The organism is Hylemonella sp. P2_B10, assembly GCF_056404875.1.
Genome location: NZ_JBFUDE010000004.1, coordinates 350810 through 367529, shown reverse-complemented (window position 1 = coordinate 367529; position 16720 = coordinate 350810). Strand labels below are relative to the sequence as shown.

At 66.7% G+C, this 16720-nt stretch carries 13 protein-coding genes and 1 pseudogene; 7 read left to right on the top strand and 7 right to left on the bottom strand.

The features are described 5' to 3' along the window. Positions 1 to 11 precede the first annotated feature (11 nt). Positions 12 to 641, bottom strand: a complete 630-nt coding sequence (locus AC1DX2_RS19540) for a dihydrofolate reductase family protein (RefSeq protein WP_477198068.1) — start codon at positions 639 to 641, stop codon at positions 12 to 14. 115 nt (positions 642 to 756) lie between these two features. Between AC1DX2_RS19540 and imuA the strand changes: the two are divergent. Then, a pseudogene (gene imuA / locus AC1DX2_RS19535) lies at positions 757 to 1323 on the top strand (translesion DNA synthesis-associated protein ImuA); the annotation flags it as partial. A gap of 151 nt (positions 1324 to 1474) precedes the next feature. Here the strand turns inward: imuA and AC1DX2_RS19530 are convergent. Next, a complete protein-coding gene (locus tag AC1DX2_RS19530; protein WP_477198067.1) occupies positions 1475 to 2878 on the bottom strand; it encodes an MATE family efflux transporter in 1404 nt (467 codons plus the stop codon). Positions 2879 to 3046: 168 nt separating this feature from the next. On the opposite strand from AC1DX2_RS19530, the gene AC1DX2_RS19525 reads away from it, so the two are divergent. Genes AC1DX2_RS19525 through AC1DX2_RS19510 form a run of 4 tightly spaced genes read left to right on the top strand, consistent with a single transcriptional unit; the run spans position 3047 to position 9967 of the window. Continuing rightward, complete coding sequence (locus tag AC1DX2_RS19525; RefSeq protein ID WP_477198066.1) at positions 3047 to 4426, top strand: Y-family DNA polymerase; 1380 nt, start codon at positions 3047 to 3049, stop codon at positions 4424 to 4426. 56 nt (positions 4427 to 4482) lie between these two features. Then, positions 4483 to 5355 (top strand): alpha/beta hydrolase family protein, encoded by an 873-nt coding sequence (locus tag AC1DX2_RS19520; RefSeq protein ID WP_477198065.1) that lies wholly within the window; start codon positions 4483 to 4485, stop codon positions 5353 to 5355. 10 nt (positions 5356 to 5365) lie between these two features. Beyond that, positions 5366 to 6568: a sensor histidine kinase gene (locus tag AC1DX2_RS19515; RefSeq protein WP_477198064.1), complete on the top strand. Its 1203-nt coding sequence runs from the start codon at positions 5366 to 5368 to the stop codon at positions 6566 to 6568. Between the two features lie 57 nt (positions 6569 to 6625). Beyond that, positions 6626 to 9967: an error-prone DNA polymerase gene (locus AC1DX2_RS19510; RefSeq protein WP_477198063.1), complete on the top strand. Its 3342-nt coding sequence runs from the start codon at positions 6626 to 6628 to the stop codon at positions 9965 to 9967. A gap of 131 nt (positions 9968 to 10098) precedes the next feature. Here AC1DX2_RS19510 and AC1DX2_RS19505 read toward each other — a convergent pair whose 3' ends face one another. Beyond that, positions 10099 to 10692: an OmpA family protein gene (locus AC1DX2_RS19505; protein WP_477198062.1), complete on the bottom strand. Its 594-nt coding sequence runs from the start codon at positions 10690 to 10692 to the stop codon at positions 10099 to 10101. A gap of 1 nt (position 10693) precedes the next feature. Continuing rightward, positions 10694 to 11155, bottom strand: coding sequence for a FecR family protein (locus AC1DX2_RS19500; RefSeq protein WP_477198061.1), 462 nt, complete (start codon positions 11153 to 11155; stop codon positions 10694 to 10696). A 42-nt stretch (positions 11156 to 11197) separates the two neighbouring features. Here AC1DX2_RS19500 and AC1DX2_RS19495 point away from each other — a divergent pair, with 42 nt between their 5' ends. Next, entirely contained in the window at positions 11198 to 11635 is a 438-nt protein-coding gene (locus AC1DX2_RS19495) for an ATP-binding protein (RefSeq protein WP_477198060.1), read from the top strand. Between the two features lie 118 nt (positions 11636 to 11753). After that, a complete protein-coding gene (locus AC1DX2_RS19490; RefSeq protein ID WP_477198059.1) occupies positions 11754 to 13142 on the top strand; it encodes a GGDEF domain-containing protein in 1389 nt (462 codons plus the stop codon). Here AC1DX2_RS19490 and AC1DX2_RS19485 read toward each other — a convergent pair. From AC1DX2_RS19485 to AC1DX2_RS19475, 3 genes are read right to left on the bottom strand one after another with little or no spacing between them, the layout of a single operon-like run. Continuing rightward, positions 13139 to 15337: a CHASE2 domain-containing protein gene (locus AC1DX2_RS19485; RefSeq protein WP_477198058.1), complete on the bottom strand. Its 2199-nt coding sequence runs from the start codon at positions 15335 to 15337 to the stop codon at positions 13139 to 13141. The two genes, AC1DX2_RS19490 and AC1DX2_RS19485, sit on opposite strands and share 4 nt — an antisense overlap. Further along, positions 15334 to 16290, bottom strand: coding sequence for an MBL fold metallo-hydrolase (locus AC1DX2_RS19480; protein ID WP_477198057.1), 957 nt, complete (start codon positions 16288 to 16290; stop codon positions 15334 to 15336). Before AC1DX2_RS19480 ends, AC1DX2_RS19485 begins: the two co-directional genes overlap by 4 nt. Further along, a complete protein-coding gene (locus tag AC1DX2_RS19475; RefSeq protein WP_477198056.1) occupies positions 16287 to 16634 on the bottom strand; it encodes an STAS domain-containing protein in 348 nt (115 codons plus the stop codon). Before AC1DX2_RS19475 ends, AC1DX2_RS19480 begins: the two co-directional genes overlap by 4 nt. Positions 16635 to 16720: the final 86 nt, after the last annotated feature.

Below are 16720 nucleotides of genomic sequence, written 5' to 3'. Positions count from 1 at the left end.
AGTGGTGGGTGTTATTGACGCACGTAGCGCAGGTGTGTGGCGGCCGGACCATTCAGCACACTGTCGATGCGAAACTGCGGTCCGGGGTCGCGCAGGTTCTCGAACAGACGCCGCCCGCTGCCGAAGAACACGGGTGCCAAGGCGATTTCCAGCTCGTCAACGGCACCCAGGTTCAGATACTGCTGGATCACATCCGCGCCACCCGCAATGCGGATGTCACGGCTGCCTGCGGCTTCCCGGGCCAGCGCCAGCGCATGCTCGGGCCCATCGTTGATGAAGTGAAAGGTCGTTCCGCCGGGGCGCACCCAGGGTTCGCGTTTCTCATTGGTCAGCACGTAGACCGGGGTGTGGAACGGCGCCTCCTCGGGCCAGGCGACTTCGCCCTGGTCGAACATGCGCTTGCCCATGATGTTGGCCCCGATGCGCTCCATGGTGCTGCGCACCAGGTCATTGACCGGGCCGGTTTCTCCGCCGGGTCCGAACTTGAGGGTCTCGCGGAAGTGCTGCTGGTTGATGATCCAGGCCATCAGCGCGCCCCACTTGGCGCCCCAGTTCTTGTAGCCGGGGTTCTCCATGGTCATGCCTTCCGGCGCCATGTAGCCGTCGAGGCTGAGTCCGATGTTGACGAAGACTTTGCTCATGATTTTAGTTAGCCATTTAGTTAATTAACCTAATGGTGAATTATTGCCATGCAAAAAGACTTGTCAAGCGGTGTCGCGGCGTTTGTATACTGTATTTAATTACAGTTTGTTTTTGATGATGTCCAAGCTTGCCCTCGCCATTGCCGCCAATGCCTCTGTATGGCAGGCCGATGCGCTGGCGCAGCCGGTGGACCGCACCGTGGCCACCGGGGACGCCGCGCTGGACGCGCAACTGCCCGGCGGCGGCTGGCCAGTGGGTGCCCTGAGTGAAATCCTGCAAGCCCAGGCCGGCATGGCCGAGTGGCGGCTGCTGTTGCCGGCGTTGGCCCGCACCCAGGGGCCGGTGGTGTTGGTGGGTGCGCCCTACCAGCCCTTCGGCCCGGCGTTGGCGGCGCAGGGGCTGGCGCCCAGCCGCTTGCTGTGCGTGCAGGCGTCCACCGCGGCCGGTCGCCTGTGGGCCTGCGAGCAGGCGCTGCGCTGTGCCGATGTCACCGCCGTGCTGGCCTGGCTGTCGCAGGCCCGGCCCGAGCAATTGCGCCGTCTGCAGATGGCCGCTGCCGAGCACGGCAAGCTGCTGTTCGTGATGCGGCCGGTGCAGGCGCAGCAGGAGTCATCACCGGCGGTGCTTCGGGTGGCGCTGGCGCTGGAGGCGGACGGTGGTGCCTTGCAACTGCGCATCGTCAAGCGGCGCGGGCCACCGCATATGCAGCCGTTGACGCTGCCGGCGCGCGCTGCGGCGCTGGGGGCGCTGCTGGCGGTGGCTGAGCCGCCCAAGCTGTTCATGGCCAAGCCGCAACCCGAATTGCCGCTGGCCGCGCCGGCAGCGGTGGACCTCAAGCCGGCTGCGCCGCCCCCGCCAGTGCCCGCTGTTGCGACAAGCGGTGCAGCAGCCAGCTCAGGCCCAGCGCGGCGGCTGTCAGGCCCACCACCAGTGCGATCCAGAAGCCCTGGGCGGCCATCGCATGGTCTGGTTTCCAAGGTGCCCAGGCTGGTGCGCGTCCCAGCACGCAGCCAAGTGGCAATGCCAGGCCCCAGAATGCGGCCAGGTGGATGACCATGGGCGGGCGCGTCACCTTGTAGGCGCGTATCGCGCAACTGGTGGCCACCTGGGTGGCGTCGGACAGCTGGAACACCGCCGCCAGCACCAGCAGCTGCGCGGCCAATGCGGCGATCAGCGCGTCATTGGTGTAGGCGTTGGCGATCTGCTTGTTCAGCAGCGCGATGCAGGCTGCCGACAGCACGGCGAACGCCAGCGCCGCGCCCACGCCGGTCCAGGCGCGAAAGCGCGCCTCCACCGGGTCGCCAGCGCCCAGCGCCTGGCCCACCCGGGTCAGCAGCGAGATGCTCAGGCTCAAGGGCACCATGAACACCAGCGAGGTGAAGTTCAGCGCGATCTGGTGCGCCGACACCTGGGCCGAGCCGTAGTCGGCCACCAGCAGCGCCACCAGGCTGAAGGCGCTGGCCTCGGCAAAGTAGGTCACGCCTATGGGCAGGCCCAGCTTCAGCAGCCTGCGGATCTCGGGCCAGTGCGGGCCTTCATAGCGGTCAAACGGCCAGGTGGCGTGGTAGCTGGGCGCGCGGTGCATCCACCACACCAACGCGCCGAGGTTGAACCACACGCACACCAGCGTGGCCCAGGAGCAGCCCACGCCGCCCAGCTTGGGAAAGCCCAGCTTGCCGTAGATCAGCACCCAGTTCAGCGCGATGTTCAGCAGCAGCGCCAACAGCGCGATGACCATCATCGGGCGGGTCTGGTTCAGGCTGGTGCTGTAGCCGTACAGCACGCGGTAGCAGGTAAAAGCTGGAAGCGCCAGGCTGATCACCTGCACAAAGCCCTTGGCCACGTCGCGCACCTGCGGCTCCAGCGTCATGCGGTCGAACACCAGCACGGTGGCATTCATCACCAGCAGGCCCACCACACCCACGCCCAGCGCCTTCCACAGTGCCTGACGCACCACGTGCGGAATCTGCGCAAACTCTTGCGCGCCCACGTGGTGCGACACGATGGGGTTGACCGACATCACCACGCCCATGAGGGTGACGATGACCATGCCCCAGATGGACGAGCCCAGCGCCACGCCGGCGAGATCTTGCGCCGACGCATGGCCGGCCATGGCCACGTCGGCCACCGACATGCCCACCGTGGCCAGTTGCCCAATCAGCATGGGCCAGGCCAATTGCCACAGCGCGCGCAGCTCAGTGCGTGTGTGCGGGGCGAGAAATGTGGGCGAAGACATGGTTTTGATGACAACGGAGGGTGCCCGGCGCTTTGGAGCGGGGAAAACCCAGGCCTGACCCGCCGGACGGCAAGGTGGAGCACAGGGGTTCCAAGGGGATGGGCGCTATTGTGCCGCAAGCCTGTTTATACTGTTATTTTATACAGTTTAAGGTTTCGCTGTTTCACCATGCACTGGCTTGCCCTGCAACCCCTGCCTGAAGAGCCTGGCGCGCCCGATGAACGCGGCGCGTCCAGCGCGCCTGTGCCTGCGCTGGCCGATGTGCTGAGCGCACTGGCCTGGTGCCTGCTGCAATTCACCCCCCGGGTGGCGCAGGTGGGGCCGGCGCTGGTGCTGGAAGTCAGCGGCAGCGAGCGGCTGTTTGGCGGCCGGCCCGCGTTGCTGCGGCGCATGGGCGAGGCGGTGCAGGCGCTGGCGCCGGTGGTGTGCGCGCAAGGCCCCACGTCGCTGGTGGCATTGGCGCGGCTGCAGGTGGAGGACAACAAGCAACTGCCTGACCAGTTGCCGCTGCACACGCTGGCCGCTGCCGTGCCGCACCTGCCCACGCTGGAGCGCCTGGGCTGCCGCTGTTGGGGGCAGTTGCGCGCGTTGCCGCGTGCCGGCCTGGTGCGCCGCTTCGACGCCGCGCTGGTGGCTGCGCTGGACCGTGCCTATGGCCAGCAGCCCGAGGTGTACCCCTGGCTGGTGTGGCCCGAGGCGTTTGACCTGCGGCTTGAGCTGCCCATGCATGTGGAGTCGGCCCCGGCGCTGATGTTTGCCGCCCACCGCCTGCTGGCGCAGTTGCAGGTGTGGCTGCGCGCGCGCCAGCGCGGCGTGCTGGTTTTCGATGTGGTCTGGCAGCTGGATGCGCGCCGCCATGTACAGCAGAGCGAGGGCAGCGTGCGCATCAGCACCGCCACCCCTACGTTGGATGTGGCGCATTTGCAGCGTTTGCTCAGTGAGCACCTGGCCCGCCTCAGCCTGCCGGCACCGGCTGTGAGCTTGCGCCTGCGCACGCAAGAGACGGCGCCGCTGGCCGGCACCAGTGCCAGCCTGTTGCCCGATGAGCAGCGCAAGGGGGATGATTGGCCGCAGATGCTCGAGCGTCTGGTGGCCCGGCTGGGGCCGCAGCAGGTGTTGCAGGCGCAGGCCTGCGCCGACCACCGGCCCGAGCGCATGCAGCAGTGGCGCAGCGCAGTCGCGCCGGGTGCTGCCAGGGCCACCCCCTCGGCCAACATCCCTGCCAGCCCGTTGGATGCCCTGTACCCCAGCTGGCTGTTGGAGCCACCGTTGAAGTTGGATGTGCCGCGTGGCAGCGGTGAGGAAGCCATGCCGCATTACCAGGGCGACCCGCTGCGCCTGCTGGCCGGCCCGCAGCGGTTGGAGGCTGGCTGGTGGGATGTGGGCTCCGGCACCTCGGGTGCCTGCGGCCCCACGTCGGTGCTGCGCGATTACTTCATCGCCCACAGCGCGCAGGCCGGCCTGCTGTGGGTTTACCGCCGCCGGCCGCTGGGTGCGCCCGCGCAGGGTGAGGCGGTAGACTGGTACCTGCACGGCCTGTTTGCCTGAGCGCGACGCCGGCCAATGCACAATGCACACTCTGCTTGTGCATATTCAACCCGCGCATGGACATCCAGACCCTCACCGTGGACGTGGCCCTCGGCAAGACCAGTGTGCTGCGCTACGCCCGGGCGGCCAGCACGGCACGCGCGGCCATTGTGCTGATGCCGGCGCTGGGCGTGGCGGCCAAATACTACGAACCGCTGCTGCGGCATCTGGCCGCGCAGGGCGTGGACGCCGCTGTGCTGGACCTGCAAGGCCAGGGCGCCAGTTCGGTGCGTGCCAGCCGGCGCGCGCAGGACAACTACGGTTACCGCGAGCTGCTGCATGAGGACTGGCCGGCCGCCGTGGACGCTGCTCGCCAGGCGTTGAGGCCCGGCGCGCCGCTGTTCCTGATGGGCCACAGCCTGGGCGGCCAGCTGTCCTGCCTGTACCTGGGCCAGCAGCGCCCGCCGCCGGTGGCGGGCTTGATCCTGTGCGCCAGCGGCACCGTGTACTACAAGGCCTGGGGCAGCACACCGCTGGCCTGCCTGCGGCTGCTGGCGTTGACCCAGATGGCGGCGCTGGTTTCGGCCGTGCTGGGCCATTTCCCCGGCGACAAGCTGCGCTTTGGCGGCCGCAGCGCGCAGCGGCTGATCAGCGACTGGGCGGCGCAGGCGCGCAATGGCAGCTACAGCGTGCAGGGCAGCCCGCTGGACTGGGAAGGTGGCATGCAGCAAGTGACGCTGCCCGTGCTGTGCCTCACCTTGGACAGCGACACGCTGGCGCCTGCCAGCGCGGCCGAACACCTGGTGAGCAAGCTGCCCAGCGCCAAGTTGACGCGCGTGCGCCTGCCTGGCCCGGGGCTGAACCACTTCACCTGGGTCAAGCAGCCCGAGGTGGTGGTGCCCAGCATCCTTCGCTGGCTGGATGGTCAACTGAAGCGGGCCTCTGCCTGACACGCACACCATGACTGCCGCCTCCAGCCCCTCACCCGCTGAGCTGCCGCCCGAGGTCTACCGCGCGCTGCTGGCCAACCTGGCTGGGGCCGGCATGGGCGTGGGCCTGTTCGACGCCGAAGACCGGCTGCGTTATGCCAACCCCTTCTTTCTGGACGCCTTCGCCACCACGCTGGACCCGGCCCCCACCTGGGAGCAGATGATGCGGCGCTGCCAGCGCGACCGCGTGGGCCTGCTGATCGCCACGTCCGACATGGACGCCTGGGTGGCGCGCGTGCGCCAGCACTACCGCCAGGTGCCGGTGCGCAGTTTCGATTCGGACTTTGTCGATGGCCGCTGGATGCGCGTGCGCGAGACGGTGGACGCCGCCGGCTGGGTGTTCATCACGCTGGCCGACATCACGTCATTGAAGACCAACGAGGCGGCCTTGCAGCAGGCACGCGACAAGGCGGTGCTGGCGGCGCGCCAGGACATCGAGCAGGCCTTGGCGCGCCAGCGTGAACTGGTGGCGCTGAAGACCAACTTCGTGGCCATGAGTTCGCACGAATTCCGCACGCCGCTGGCCACCATCCTGTCGTCCACCGAGTTGCTGCGCGACTATGGCGAGCGCTTGTCGGCGCCGGAAAAGGAAGAACTGACGCGCAGCATTGAAGCCGGCGTGCGTCGCATGGCGCAGATGCTGGACCGCGTGCTGCGCATCGGCCAGCTGGACGCCGGCCTGCTGGAATTCAGCCCGCGGCCGCTGCAGCTGCGCGCGCTGTGCGGCAGCCTGCTGACCGGCGTGCGCACCCAGCACCCGGACAGCCCCTGCACGCTGGTGGCCGACTTCACCATGGATCCGCAGCAGATGGCGCTGCTGGACGAAAAGGTGCTGCGCCACATTTTCGAAAACCTGCTGTCCAACGCCATCAAGTACTCGCCGCAGGGTGGCGAGGTGCGCTTCAAGGTGTTCCGCGAGGAGGGCGACGGCAGCGCGTCATGGGTGTTCCAGGTGATGGACCAGGGCATAGGCATTCCGCCGGATGCGCTGAAAGACTTGTTCGAGCCCTTCCGTCGTGCCGGCAACGTGGGCCAGATCAGCGGCACCGGCCTGGGCCTGGCCATCGTCAAGAGTTCGGTGGAGCTTCACCAGGGGAGCATCACGGTGGACAGTGTGCTGGGGCAGGGGAGTTGCTTCACGGTGCGCCTGGCGGCCAACAGTACGGGTTTGTAACGGCGCTGGACGGGATCGTAGGTCGCCATTAAACTGTATATTTATACAGTTATTGCCATGTCTGCCGATGTCCCTATGTCCGCGCCACCGGCCGCCCAGCTGCCCGCGTATGCCGAGTTGCACTGCTTGTCCAGCTTCAGCTTCCAGCGCGGCGCCTCGCAGCCCGAGGAACTGGTGCAGCGCGCCCATGAACTGGGCTACATCGCGCTGGCCATCACCGATGAGTGCTCGATGGCGGGCGTGGTGCGCGCGCACAAGGCATTGAAGGAGCTGAAGCAAGAAGCCAAGGAAAAGAAACAGCCAGAGCCGGAGCTCAAGCTGTTGCTGGGCGCCGAGTTCCTGGTGCGGGACGTGGCGCCACGCGAAGGCCTGCGGCTGGTGGCGCTGGCGCACAACCTGCAGGGCTGGGGCAACTTGTGCGCCTTCATCTCGGAAGCGCGACGCGAAAAAAAGATCAAAAAAGGCGACTACCACGTCAGCTGGCAGGACAGCGCGATGCACACGCTGCGTCACTGTGAACTGCTGCTGCTGCCGCCGCGCGGCATGGCGCTGGAAAGCCTGGTGCTGCTGTGTCGCCGCGCCAAACAGCTTTGGGGAGACAACGCGTGGCTGCTGGTGGAGCGAAGTCGACGCATGGACGATGACCTCTGGCTGCACAAGCTGCAACAGGCAGCGCGCCTGAGTGGCCTGCCGCTGGTGGCGGGCGGCAACGTGCACATGCATGAGCGGCGGCGCAAACCCTTGCAGGACGTGATGACGGCGATACGCCTGGGCCGGCCAGTGGCCGAATGCGGCTTTGAGCTGCATGCCAGCGGTGAGGCTTACTTGCGTGAGCGTGGGGATTTGCAGGAACTGCATCAGCCGGAGCTGTTGCAAGCCACGCTGACCGTGGCGGGCCGTTGCACGTTCAGTTTGAAGGAACTGCAATACCAATACCCGTTGGAGACGGTGCCTGAGGGGCTGACACCGGCCGAGACTTTGCGTCGCTACACCTACGAAGGGGCGGCCGTGCGTTACCCGCAAGGCATACCGGACAAGGTGCGCGTGCAGATCGAGAAAGAGCTGGCATTGATCAGCCTGAAGCGCTACGAGATGTACTTCCTAACCGTGCATGACGTGGTGCGCTTCGCACGTTCCATCCACATCCTGTGCCAGGGCCGTGGCTCGGCGGCCAATTCAGCGGTGTGCTATTGCCTGCACATCACCGCAGTGGACCCCAACTGCGTGGGCCTGCTGTTCGAACGTTTCCTCAGCATGAACCGCGATGAGCCGCCCGATATCGACGTTGACTTTGAGCACGAGCGGCGCGAAGAAGTCATTCAGTACATGTACAAAAAGTACGGTTACAACCGCGCCGCCATTGCCGCCACCGTCATTCGCTACCAGCCGCGCAGCGCGATACGCGACGTCGGCAAGGCGCTGGGTGTGGATGTGGCCACCATAGCCCGCTTCGCCAAGGAGCACCACTGGTTTGACGGCGGCACCGGCGTGGACGAGTGCCTGCGCATGGCTGGCCTGGACGAGCATGACCCGTGCATGCGCCAATGGTTGGTGTTGACCAAGAAGCTGCTGGGCTTTCCGCGCCACCTGAGCCAGCACGTGGGCGGCTTTGTGCTGACCCAGGGGCCGCTGATCCGCATCGTGCCGGTGGAGAAGGCGGCGATGGACAAGCGCTTCATCATCCAGTGGGAAAAGGAGGATCTGGAGGCGGTGGGCCTGATGAAGGTGGACATCCTGGCTTTAGGCATGTTGAGTGCGATACGTCGTGGCCTGGACATGGTGGGCCATTTGCAGGGCCGTAAGCTGGAAATGGCCGATATCGCGCAGGGCGACCAACCGACCTACGACATGATTTGCCAGGCTGACACCATTGGCGTGTTCCAGATTGAAAGCCGGGCGCAGATGTCCATGCTGCCGCGCCTGAAGCCGCGCAACTACTACGACCTGGTGGTGGAAGTGGCCATCGTGCGGCCCGGGCCAATTCAGGGCGGCATGGTCCATCCCTACCTGAAGAACCGCAAGCAGTACAAGGTGCCCGAGGCGGTGAAGACGGAATTTCCGAAACTCGATGAGGTGCTGCGTCGCACCTTCGGTGTGCCGATCTTTCAAGAGCAGGTGATGCAGATTGCCATGGCAGCGGCGGACTTCACGCCTGCCGAAGCCGATGGCCTGCGTCGCGCAATGGCGGCCTGGAAACGCAAGGGCGGCCTGGACAAGTACCGTGACATGCTGATCGACCGCATGGTGAAAAACGACTATCCGCGCGACTTCGCCGAGCGCCTGTACAGCCAGATCGAAGGCTTTGGTGATTACGGCTTCCCGGAAAGTCACGCGGCCAGCTTCGCGCTGTTGGTCTACATCAGTTGCTGGATGAAATGGCATTACCCGGAGTGCTTCCTGACCGCGCTGCTCAACAGCCAGCCGCTGGGCTTCTACCCGCCGCCGCAGTTGGTGCAAGATGCGCGCCGCCATGCTGTCGAGGTGCGCGCGGTGGACGTGATGGTCAGCAACTGGGACAGCCATCTGGAGCCGCTGGACACGCCGGCGTCGTTGTCCGGATTCGCCGCTGCACCCATGCAAGGGGTACAGCCACCATCCGACCCGCACAAACCTGCCGAGCGTGTGTTGAATGAAGTCGATGAAAAAAACAAAGAGACCTGGTACGTCCGCCAAGAGCCCCGCCTGGCCGTGCGCCTGGGCCTGCGCATGGTCGGCGGATTGGGTGAAGAATCCGTCAAGCGTCTGGTAGCCGCCCGCCAACAAGCCCCCTTCAGCAGCGTGGAAGACCTGGCCCTGCGCGCAGCGCTGGACCAGGGTGACCTGAAGGCACTGGCCGCAGCCGATGCATTGCGCGCGCTGTCGGGCCACCGCCGCCAGCAGGTGTGGGATGCCTCAGCGCTGAAGCCCGCACCGGCGTTGTTGAAAGCGGTGCCGGTGGGCGAGCCCACGCTGGACTTGCCGGCCGCGCACGAGGGCGAGGAGGTGCTGTTCGACTACGCCTCGGTGGGCCTGACGCTGCGCCAGCACCCGTTGGCCTTGTTGCGCCCCCGGCTGGCGCGCTGGCGCTTGCAGACAGCCGCCCAGTTGCGCGACCTGCCCAGCGGCCAGGAGGTGCGGGCCTGCGGCATCGTCACCGTGCGCCAGCGCCCAGGCACGGCCAAGGGGGTGGTGTTTGTCACGCTGGAGGACGAGACCGGCTCGGTCAACGTCATCGTCTGGCCGGCGGTGCGCGAGAAGCAGCGCGCGCAGCTGCTGCATTCACGCCTGCTGGCGGTGTATGGCGAATGGCAGCGCGACGACGAAAACGACGGCCAGGTGCGCCACCTGATCGCCAAGCACTTGCAGGACTTGACACCGCTGATGGGAAGATTGGCCACCGCCAGCCGGGACTTCCACTGAACAGCGCAGTGCACCAACCGCTCCGGGCTTCGTTCCGTAAATGACTAGCCGAAGCGCTAAAGCCAAATGAGGCTCCCCTCTTCCGCCCGGCGGGGCGGGAGATGGGGCTGGGGGAGTGAGTGGGGAAAAAATTACCTGACGCTTATCTCAACCCGCCGGTTCTTCGGCTCTGGCACCTCATCAGCGGTAGGCACCGCCAACTCGCGTTCGCCTCGCCCCGACACCTCCATGCGCGCGGCCTTGATGCCCTCGTCCAGCAAGAAGTCGCGCACCGCGGTGGCGCGCTTGATGGACAGCAGGTCGTTGGCGTCTGACGGGCCCATGGTGTCGGTGTGACCGATGACGGTGATCTCGGGCGCCGCCAGCGTGGCCACGTAATCGCGCAGCTCCTTCAGCGCCGGGCCGGCGGCGGCGACGAATTCCACCTTGGGGCCGAATTCGAAATAGATGACAAAGGAACGCGGCTTGGCCGGCATGGCCGCCAGCACCTGCGCGTAGGCAGCGCGGGTCTCGTCGGCCTTTTGCGCCTGCGCCACGGTGTTGCCCTTGGCGTCCACGGTGGCACCGGCATAGGCGGTGTCCAGCAGCACCTCGTTGCCGGTGGACTTGACCACCAGCGCGCCCACCTTGCCGTCGGCGCCCGGCAGCAGCACCACCTTGCTCTGCGGTGGGGACGGCGTCAGCCAGATGGCCGCGGCGATCACGGCAACCAGGACGAAACCCACGTCACAGCTCCTTTTGGCCGGCGTCGATGACGAACTCGGTGCCGCGCACCGCCAGCGTCATGCCTGGGGCGGAGAACACCACCTTGTCGGGCGAGGACTTGGAAATCTTGCCGGAAATCACCGACAGCGTGCCACGGCGCACCGAGGCGTCAATGACGCCGGCGTGGGTGGTGCTGTCGAAGGCGAACTTGTTGATGTCCAGCACCGAATTGGGCCCGGCCGACAGCAGCGTGTTGTCGCGCAGCGTGATGCCGATGGCACCGTCGGCGCCGGTCACCACCCGGTCGCTGACCAGGATGTGCATGCCCACGGTCACCGGCGTCTTTTGCCCGGCGCGATCCACATAGGCGCTGCCCTTGCTGACCTTGACCGTGCCGGCCTCATCGGCGGCCCAGGCCGTCGCCATGGTGCCCCAGGCCACGGTCAAAAACAGGCCCCATCGCAGGAATTTCAGTTTTTTCAATTTGATTCGCTCCTCAATGGCTGTTCTAATGCGGTCAAACGCATGATGACGACAGACGGATCACTATACCGCTTTCCCGCCAGAATGGAATCGCTGGAGGCCCTGCTTTCACATGTCGAAAAGGCAGCCGCCGGCACCGACCGCGGCACCGTGCTGCGTGCGCAGACCGCGATCGAGGAGCTGTTCGCCAACAGTGTGCTGTACGGCAACGCCGGCAATGACGAGCAAGCCGCCGTCTGGCTGGCGGTGGAGCCGCGCAACGGCCGCCTGCACCTGCGCTATGAAGACGCCTTTGCCGCCTTCGACCCCTTCCATGACCTGGAAAACGTGGTCAAGGCCACCGAGTTGCCAATGGATGAGCGCGCCATAGGCGGCGTGGGACGGTTGCTGGTCTACCAGCTGGCTGACCATGCGCACTACGAGCGGCTGGATGAGCGCAACTGCATCCAGTTGCTGTTCGCGCCGCGTGCGGCGGGCTGAACCACCACCGCCCGACACGTTCGGCATGCCGACGCCACGCAAGACGTGGTGAGCGGCCAGGGAGGCTGCCACGACCTGCCTACAATTCAGCGCAACTTTGTTGAAAATTCCCTGATCGATGTCCCTGCGTTTCAAATTCGTGCTGGCCCTGTTGTTCAGCAGCCTGGCCGCTGTGGCCCTCGTGGGGGCCCTGACCTACAACCGGGTGACCAGCAAGGTGGACACGATGCGCCGCCAGCACGCCGCAGCCGATTTCCAGACCGGTGTGGAGACCTACCTGGAGCGCTATGGCTCGTGGGAAGCGGGCCAGGCGGCGCAACCGTTTCGCAGTTTCATGGAGCAGCGTCGGCGACAACGACCCGACGACGCCCCGCCGGCGGAACGGGATGGCCCGCGCGAAGGCCCCCCAAGGCAGGGTGGGCGCGATGGCGGATTTGAACCGGGCCGCGAACCCGGACCACCGCCCCTGGGCGCGGCAAACCCACGGCCGCCGCCGCCTGGCCAGCGCCCGGAGCCCCCACCCCCGGGTGAGGAGCCGCAGTACCGCTTCATTCTGGCTGATGGCCGGTTTCAGGTGTTGCTGGGCGCAGGTGTCTACAGGCCTGGCGAACTGCTGCCTGAGAACGCACGCGGCGACCTGCTGCCGGTGCTGGTGAACGGGCAGGCGCAAGCCTATATCTCACCGCAAGGTGTGCTCACTCCCAGCAAGCAGGAGCGCGAATATCTGGCGGCCATGCGTGAGGCACTGCTGTATGGCGTGGCCGCTGCCTGCGCGCTGGCGCTGGGCCTGGGGCTGCTGCTGGGCAATGGCCTGAGTGGCACGCTGCGCCGCCTGACCGCCGCTGTGCAAGCCATGCAGGCCGGCGCCCTGCGCCAGCGCGTGGCGGTGCAGGGGCGCGACGAGGTGGCGCTGCTGGGCCAGGCCTTCAACCAGATGAGCGAGGAGCTGGCCCAGAGCCATGAATCGCTGAAGGCCTCGCACCAGACCATCCAGCAGCAGGCCAACGAGTTGAAGGAAATGAGCATTCGCGATGCGCTGACCGAGCTGTACAACCGGCGCCATTTCGATGAACAGGCTTCCATGCTGTTCCAGCAGTCATTGCGGCATGGCCGTCCGATGACGGTGGTGCTGGGCGACATCGATTTCTTCAAACGCATCAACGACCAGTTCTCGCACGCCACCGGCGACGCGGTGCTGCGCCAGATCGGCGCCATCCTGCGCACGCACATGCGCATCTCGGACCTGGTGGCGCGCTACGGCGGCGAGGAATTCGTCATCGTGTTGCCGGAAACGCCGCTGCCCCAGGCCGCTGCGCTGTGCGACAAGCTGCGCGACATGGTGCAGAACTTCCCCTGGCAGCAGTTCCACCCCGATCTGAAGGTGACCATGAGCATGGGCCTGTGTGCCGACCTCGCCGCCGGCACCGTGCAAGCCATGCTGTCCAAGGCCGATGTGCTGCTCTACCAGGCCAAGGAGAGCGGGCGCAACCGGGTGTGTTTTGCTTAGTGGGCGGGCCCGTTCCAGCGCAGCACCAGCACCGTCAAGTCGTCCGAGGGCTCTGCATCCTTGACGAAGCCCGCCACATCCTGGCGCAGCCGGTGCACCACCATGTTGGCGCTGTCCACCGGGCCTACTTGCTCCAGCACCGCGCCGAGTCTGGCCGTGCCATACAGCTCGCCACCCTTGTTCATCGCCTCGGTGATGCCGTCGGTCACCATGCACAGCAGCTCGCCGGGGCGCAGTTGCACCTCCACGCTGGGGTAGACGAAGCCTTCCACCACGCACAGCGGCGGGCCGCTTTCCTCGGGGCCGGTGGGCACCTGGGTGACGGCTTCGCCGACCAGGCGGCGCCAGGGCATCTCGTGGCCGGCGTTGACCAGTTGCAGGCGGCCGCTGTCCAGGTCCAGCACGCCCAGCAGCAGGGTGACGAACAGCATCTCGGAGTTGTCGCGCGCCAGGTCGGTGTTGGCGGCGGTCACCACCGCCGCCGGGCCTTCGGCCGTGCGCAGCGCCAGGCTCTTGGTTAGCGTCTTGGCCATGGCCATGAACACTGCCGCCGCCATGCCCTTGCCGGACACATCGCCGATGACGAAGCACAACTGGCGCGGGCCCAGCAGGAAAAAATCGTACAAATCACCGCCTGATTCGCGCGCCGGCTCCAGCATGGCGGCGAGCTGGAAGCGCTGCTCGCCTGGGAAGGCGTTGGCACCATCGGGCAGCGAAGCCAGCTGGATGCGCCGGGCGGCGGCCAGCTCGCCGGACACGCGGGCGGCTTCTTCCAGCAGGTGCTGTTGCTCTTCCGCCAGGTCGCGGTTTTCGGTCTCGATCTCCAGCAGCGAGCTGAACACCAGGTTGACCATCAGGAAGGCGCAGCCCACCAGCATGCCGGTGCTGTCAAACAGCAGGCCCCATTTCCAGAACAGCAGGTAGCCGGCGGCCAACACCGCCACATTGGCGCCCAGCACCAGCCAGCCGGCGCCATTGGGCTCGCGCCCGCCCTGGCGCGTGAAGCGCGCCCGCGCCTTAGGCACCAGCCAGATGATGAGCAGGCCCAGGCCCAGGAACAAGGCCGCCTCGGCCCACTTCATCCACCAGGGGCGCAACAGGAAGTGGCGGTTGTAGAAGGCTTCCAGGATCTGCGCCTGGATCTCCACGCCCGGCACGATCTCGCGCAGGGCGGTCAAGCGCATGTCGTTCAGCCCGGAGCCGGTCAGGCCGATCAGCACCAGCTTGCTGGCGATGTCCTCGTCGGCCACCTTGCCGGCCAGCACGTCGGCGGCCGACACCCAGCGGTCCTTGCCCTGGCTGAAGGGTGCGAAATGCAGCCACACATCACCCTGCGGTTGCGTCGGCACGATGAGGTCGGCGGTGGCCACTTTCTGCACGCCATGCGCGCTGGCGCTGACCTCCACGGCCGAGCTGCCGGTGGCCAGGCGCAGCATTTCCATGGCCAGCGAAGGCACCAGCTGGCTGCCCACCGCCACCACCACCGGTACGCGCCGCACCACCGATTCATCGGCCTCGAACGAGGTCACGCCCTGGCCTTGCGCGGCGGCCTGCAACTGCGGCAGGCTGGCCAGCACCTGCGGGTAGCGGCGCACAAAAGGCAGGGGGTCGGCACCGCTGGTCTGCACGGGCACGGTGCGCAGGCCGGCCCGGGTGGTCAGCGTCTCAAAGTCGAAGCCGGCCACGCCCAGCACCGTGGGCGCGGCGTGCAATGCCTGGGCCAGCCGGTCGTCGTGGGAGGGCAATCCACCCAGGGCCTGGGCCAGCGCCTCATTGCCCGGCGGCAGCCCCTTGGCCACCTGGGTGGGCGAGGTCTGGTCGGCTTCGGGCATGTACACGTCCAGGCCGATGGCGGCCGGCTTGCGCTTGGCCACCGCGTCGATCAGGTCGGCCATGCGGTCGCGCGGCCAGGGCCACTGGCCCAAGGTCCGCAGGCTTTTCTCGTCAATGCGGATGACGGTGACCGGTTGCTCGCCGGGTTGGCGCGGGAAGGTGCGCAGGTAGCTGTCGAACAGCAACTGGTGCATGGCCGCGAAGGGGGCCGAGACGGCGGCTGCAAAGCCGCTGCGCCTGCGCGCTGGTTCGCTGTCGCTGAGCCAGTTGGCGCAGCACAGCGCCAGCAGAATGGCCAGCGCCACCGCGCGCCCGCGCTGGAACAGGAAGATGCGGTGCAACAGCGCGCGCAGGGCGCTCACAGCTCCAGCTCCAGGCCGTCCCATGCCGAGAGGACTTCAAGGGCATGGTCGTCCCGGGTGATTTCCTCGAAGCGGCGGGTCTCGCGCAGTACCTGGGCGATCTGCAGGTCGTCATAGGCCGGTTCGTGGTGGAACATCACCAGCCGGCGCACCCGGGCGGCCTGGCACAGTTCCACGCCCACGATGTTGCTGGAATGGCCCCAGTCCTCCTTCACCGAGAAGGTGTCGGCCAGCGAGTACATGGCGTCGAAGATCACGGTGTCGGCGCTGTCGAAGAAGCGGATGAAGGCGTCGCGCTCGGCCTCGTCGTCCACGTGGTGCTCGGAATCGGTGGTGTAGATCACGCGCTTGCCCGCGTGCTCGAAGCGCCAGCCATAGGAGTCGCCGGCATGGCGCTGCTTGTGCGCGGTGACCGCCATACCGGCGATCTCATAGGTCTGGCCCGGCTGCAGCACATCAAAGCGGATGTCCGCGCCCATGATGTTGAAGCCGACCGGGAACGACGGGTTGTCCTGCTGGCGGCGCAGCGCGAACTCCACCTCCGGGTGGCAGGCGTGGATGGTGATGCGGTTGCCGGGGATGTAGGCCGGCGTGAAAAACGGGAACCCCATGATGTGGTCCCAGTGCAGGTGGGACATGAAGATGTGGTAACTCTGCGGCTTGCCCTGGCCGTGCTTTTCCAGCATGGCCTGGCCCAGTGGGCGCAGGCCGCTGCCCATGTCCAGGATCACATGCTCGGGGCCACCGTTGTCCAGCTGCACACAGCTGGAATGGCCGCCAAAGGTGCCGGTGGTCTCGAAGCCCAGGCTGTCCAGGTAGGCGTCCAGCGCGCCCGGCGGCGACAGGTCCTTGCCTTGCGCGCCCTGCAGCGCGGTGCCCAATTTGGCGCGTACGTCCCGGGCGGTCAGAGACACCGGAATGGAGCCTCGTGTCCCCCAGAACCTGATTTTCATGGTGTCAGCGCGGCCGCCGCCGCCTCCACCGTGGCGTGCACGCTGAGCACGAGGTCAAAGCGGCTGACCCGGAACACCTCGGCCACCATGGGTGACAGCGCCGCCACGGCGATGCGCCCGCCCTGGGTCTTGGCCTGCTTGGCGGCCAGCAGCAGCACACGCAGGCCCACGCTGCTGATGTAGTCGACGCCGGAAAAGTCCAGCACCAGCGGCCCGGCGTCGCCCGTGCACTGGGCCAGATGGGGTGCCAGCGCCTCTTCCAGCGGTTTGGCATGCGCCTGGTCCACGCGACCGGAAATCGCCAGGACGCGCACCGAGCCCAAGGTTTGTGAGGTGATTTGCACAGCCGCTGGTTGCAATGAGGGAATACGCGGCAGTATACCCAGGACGCTGGCATCGGGACGGCCTTGACAGGAGGTTACGGCATTCA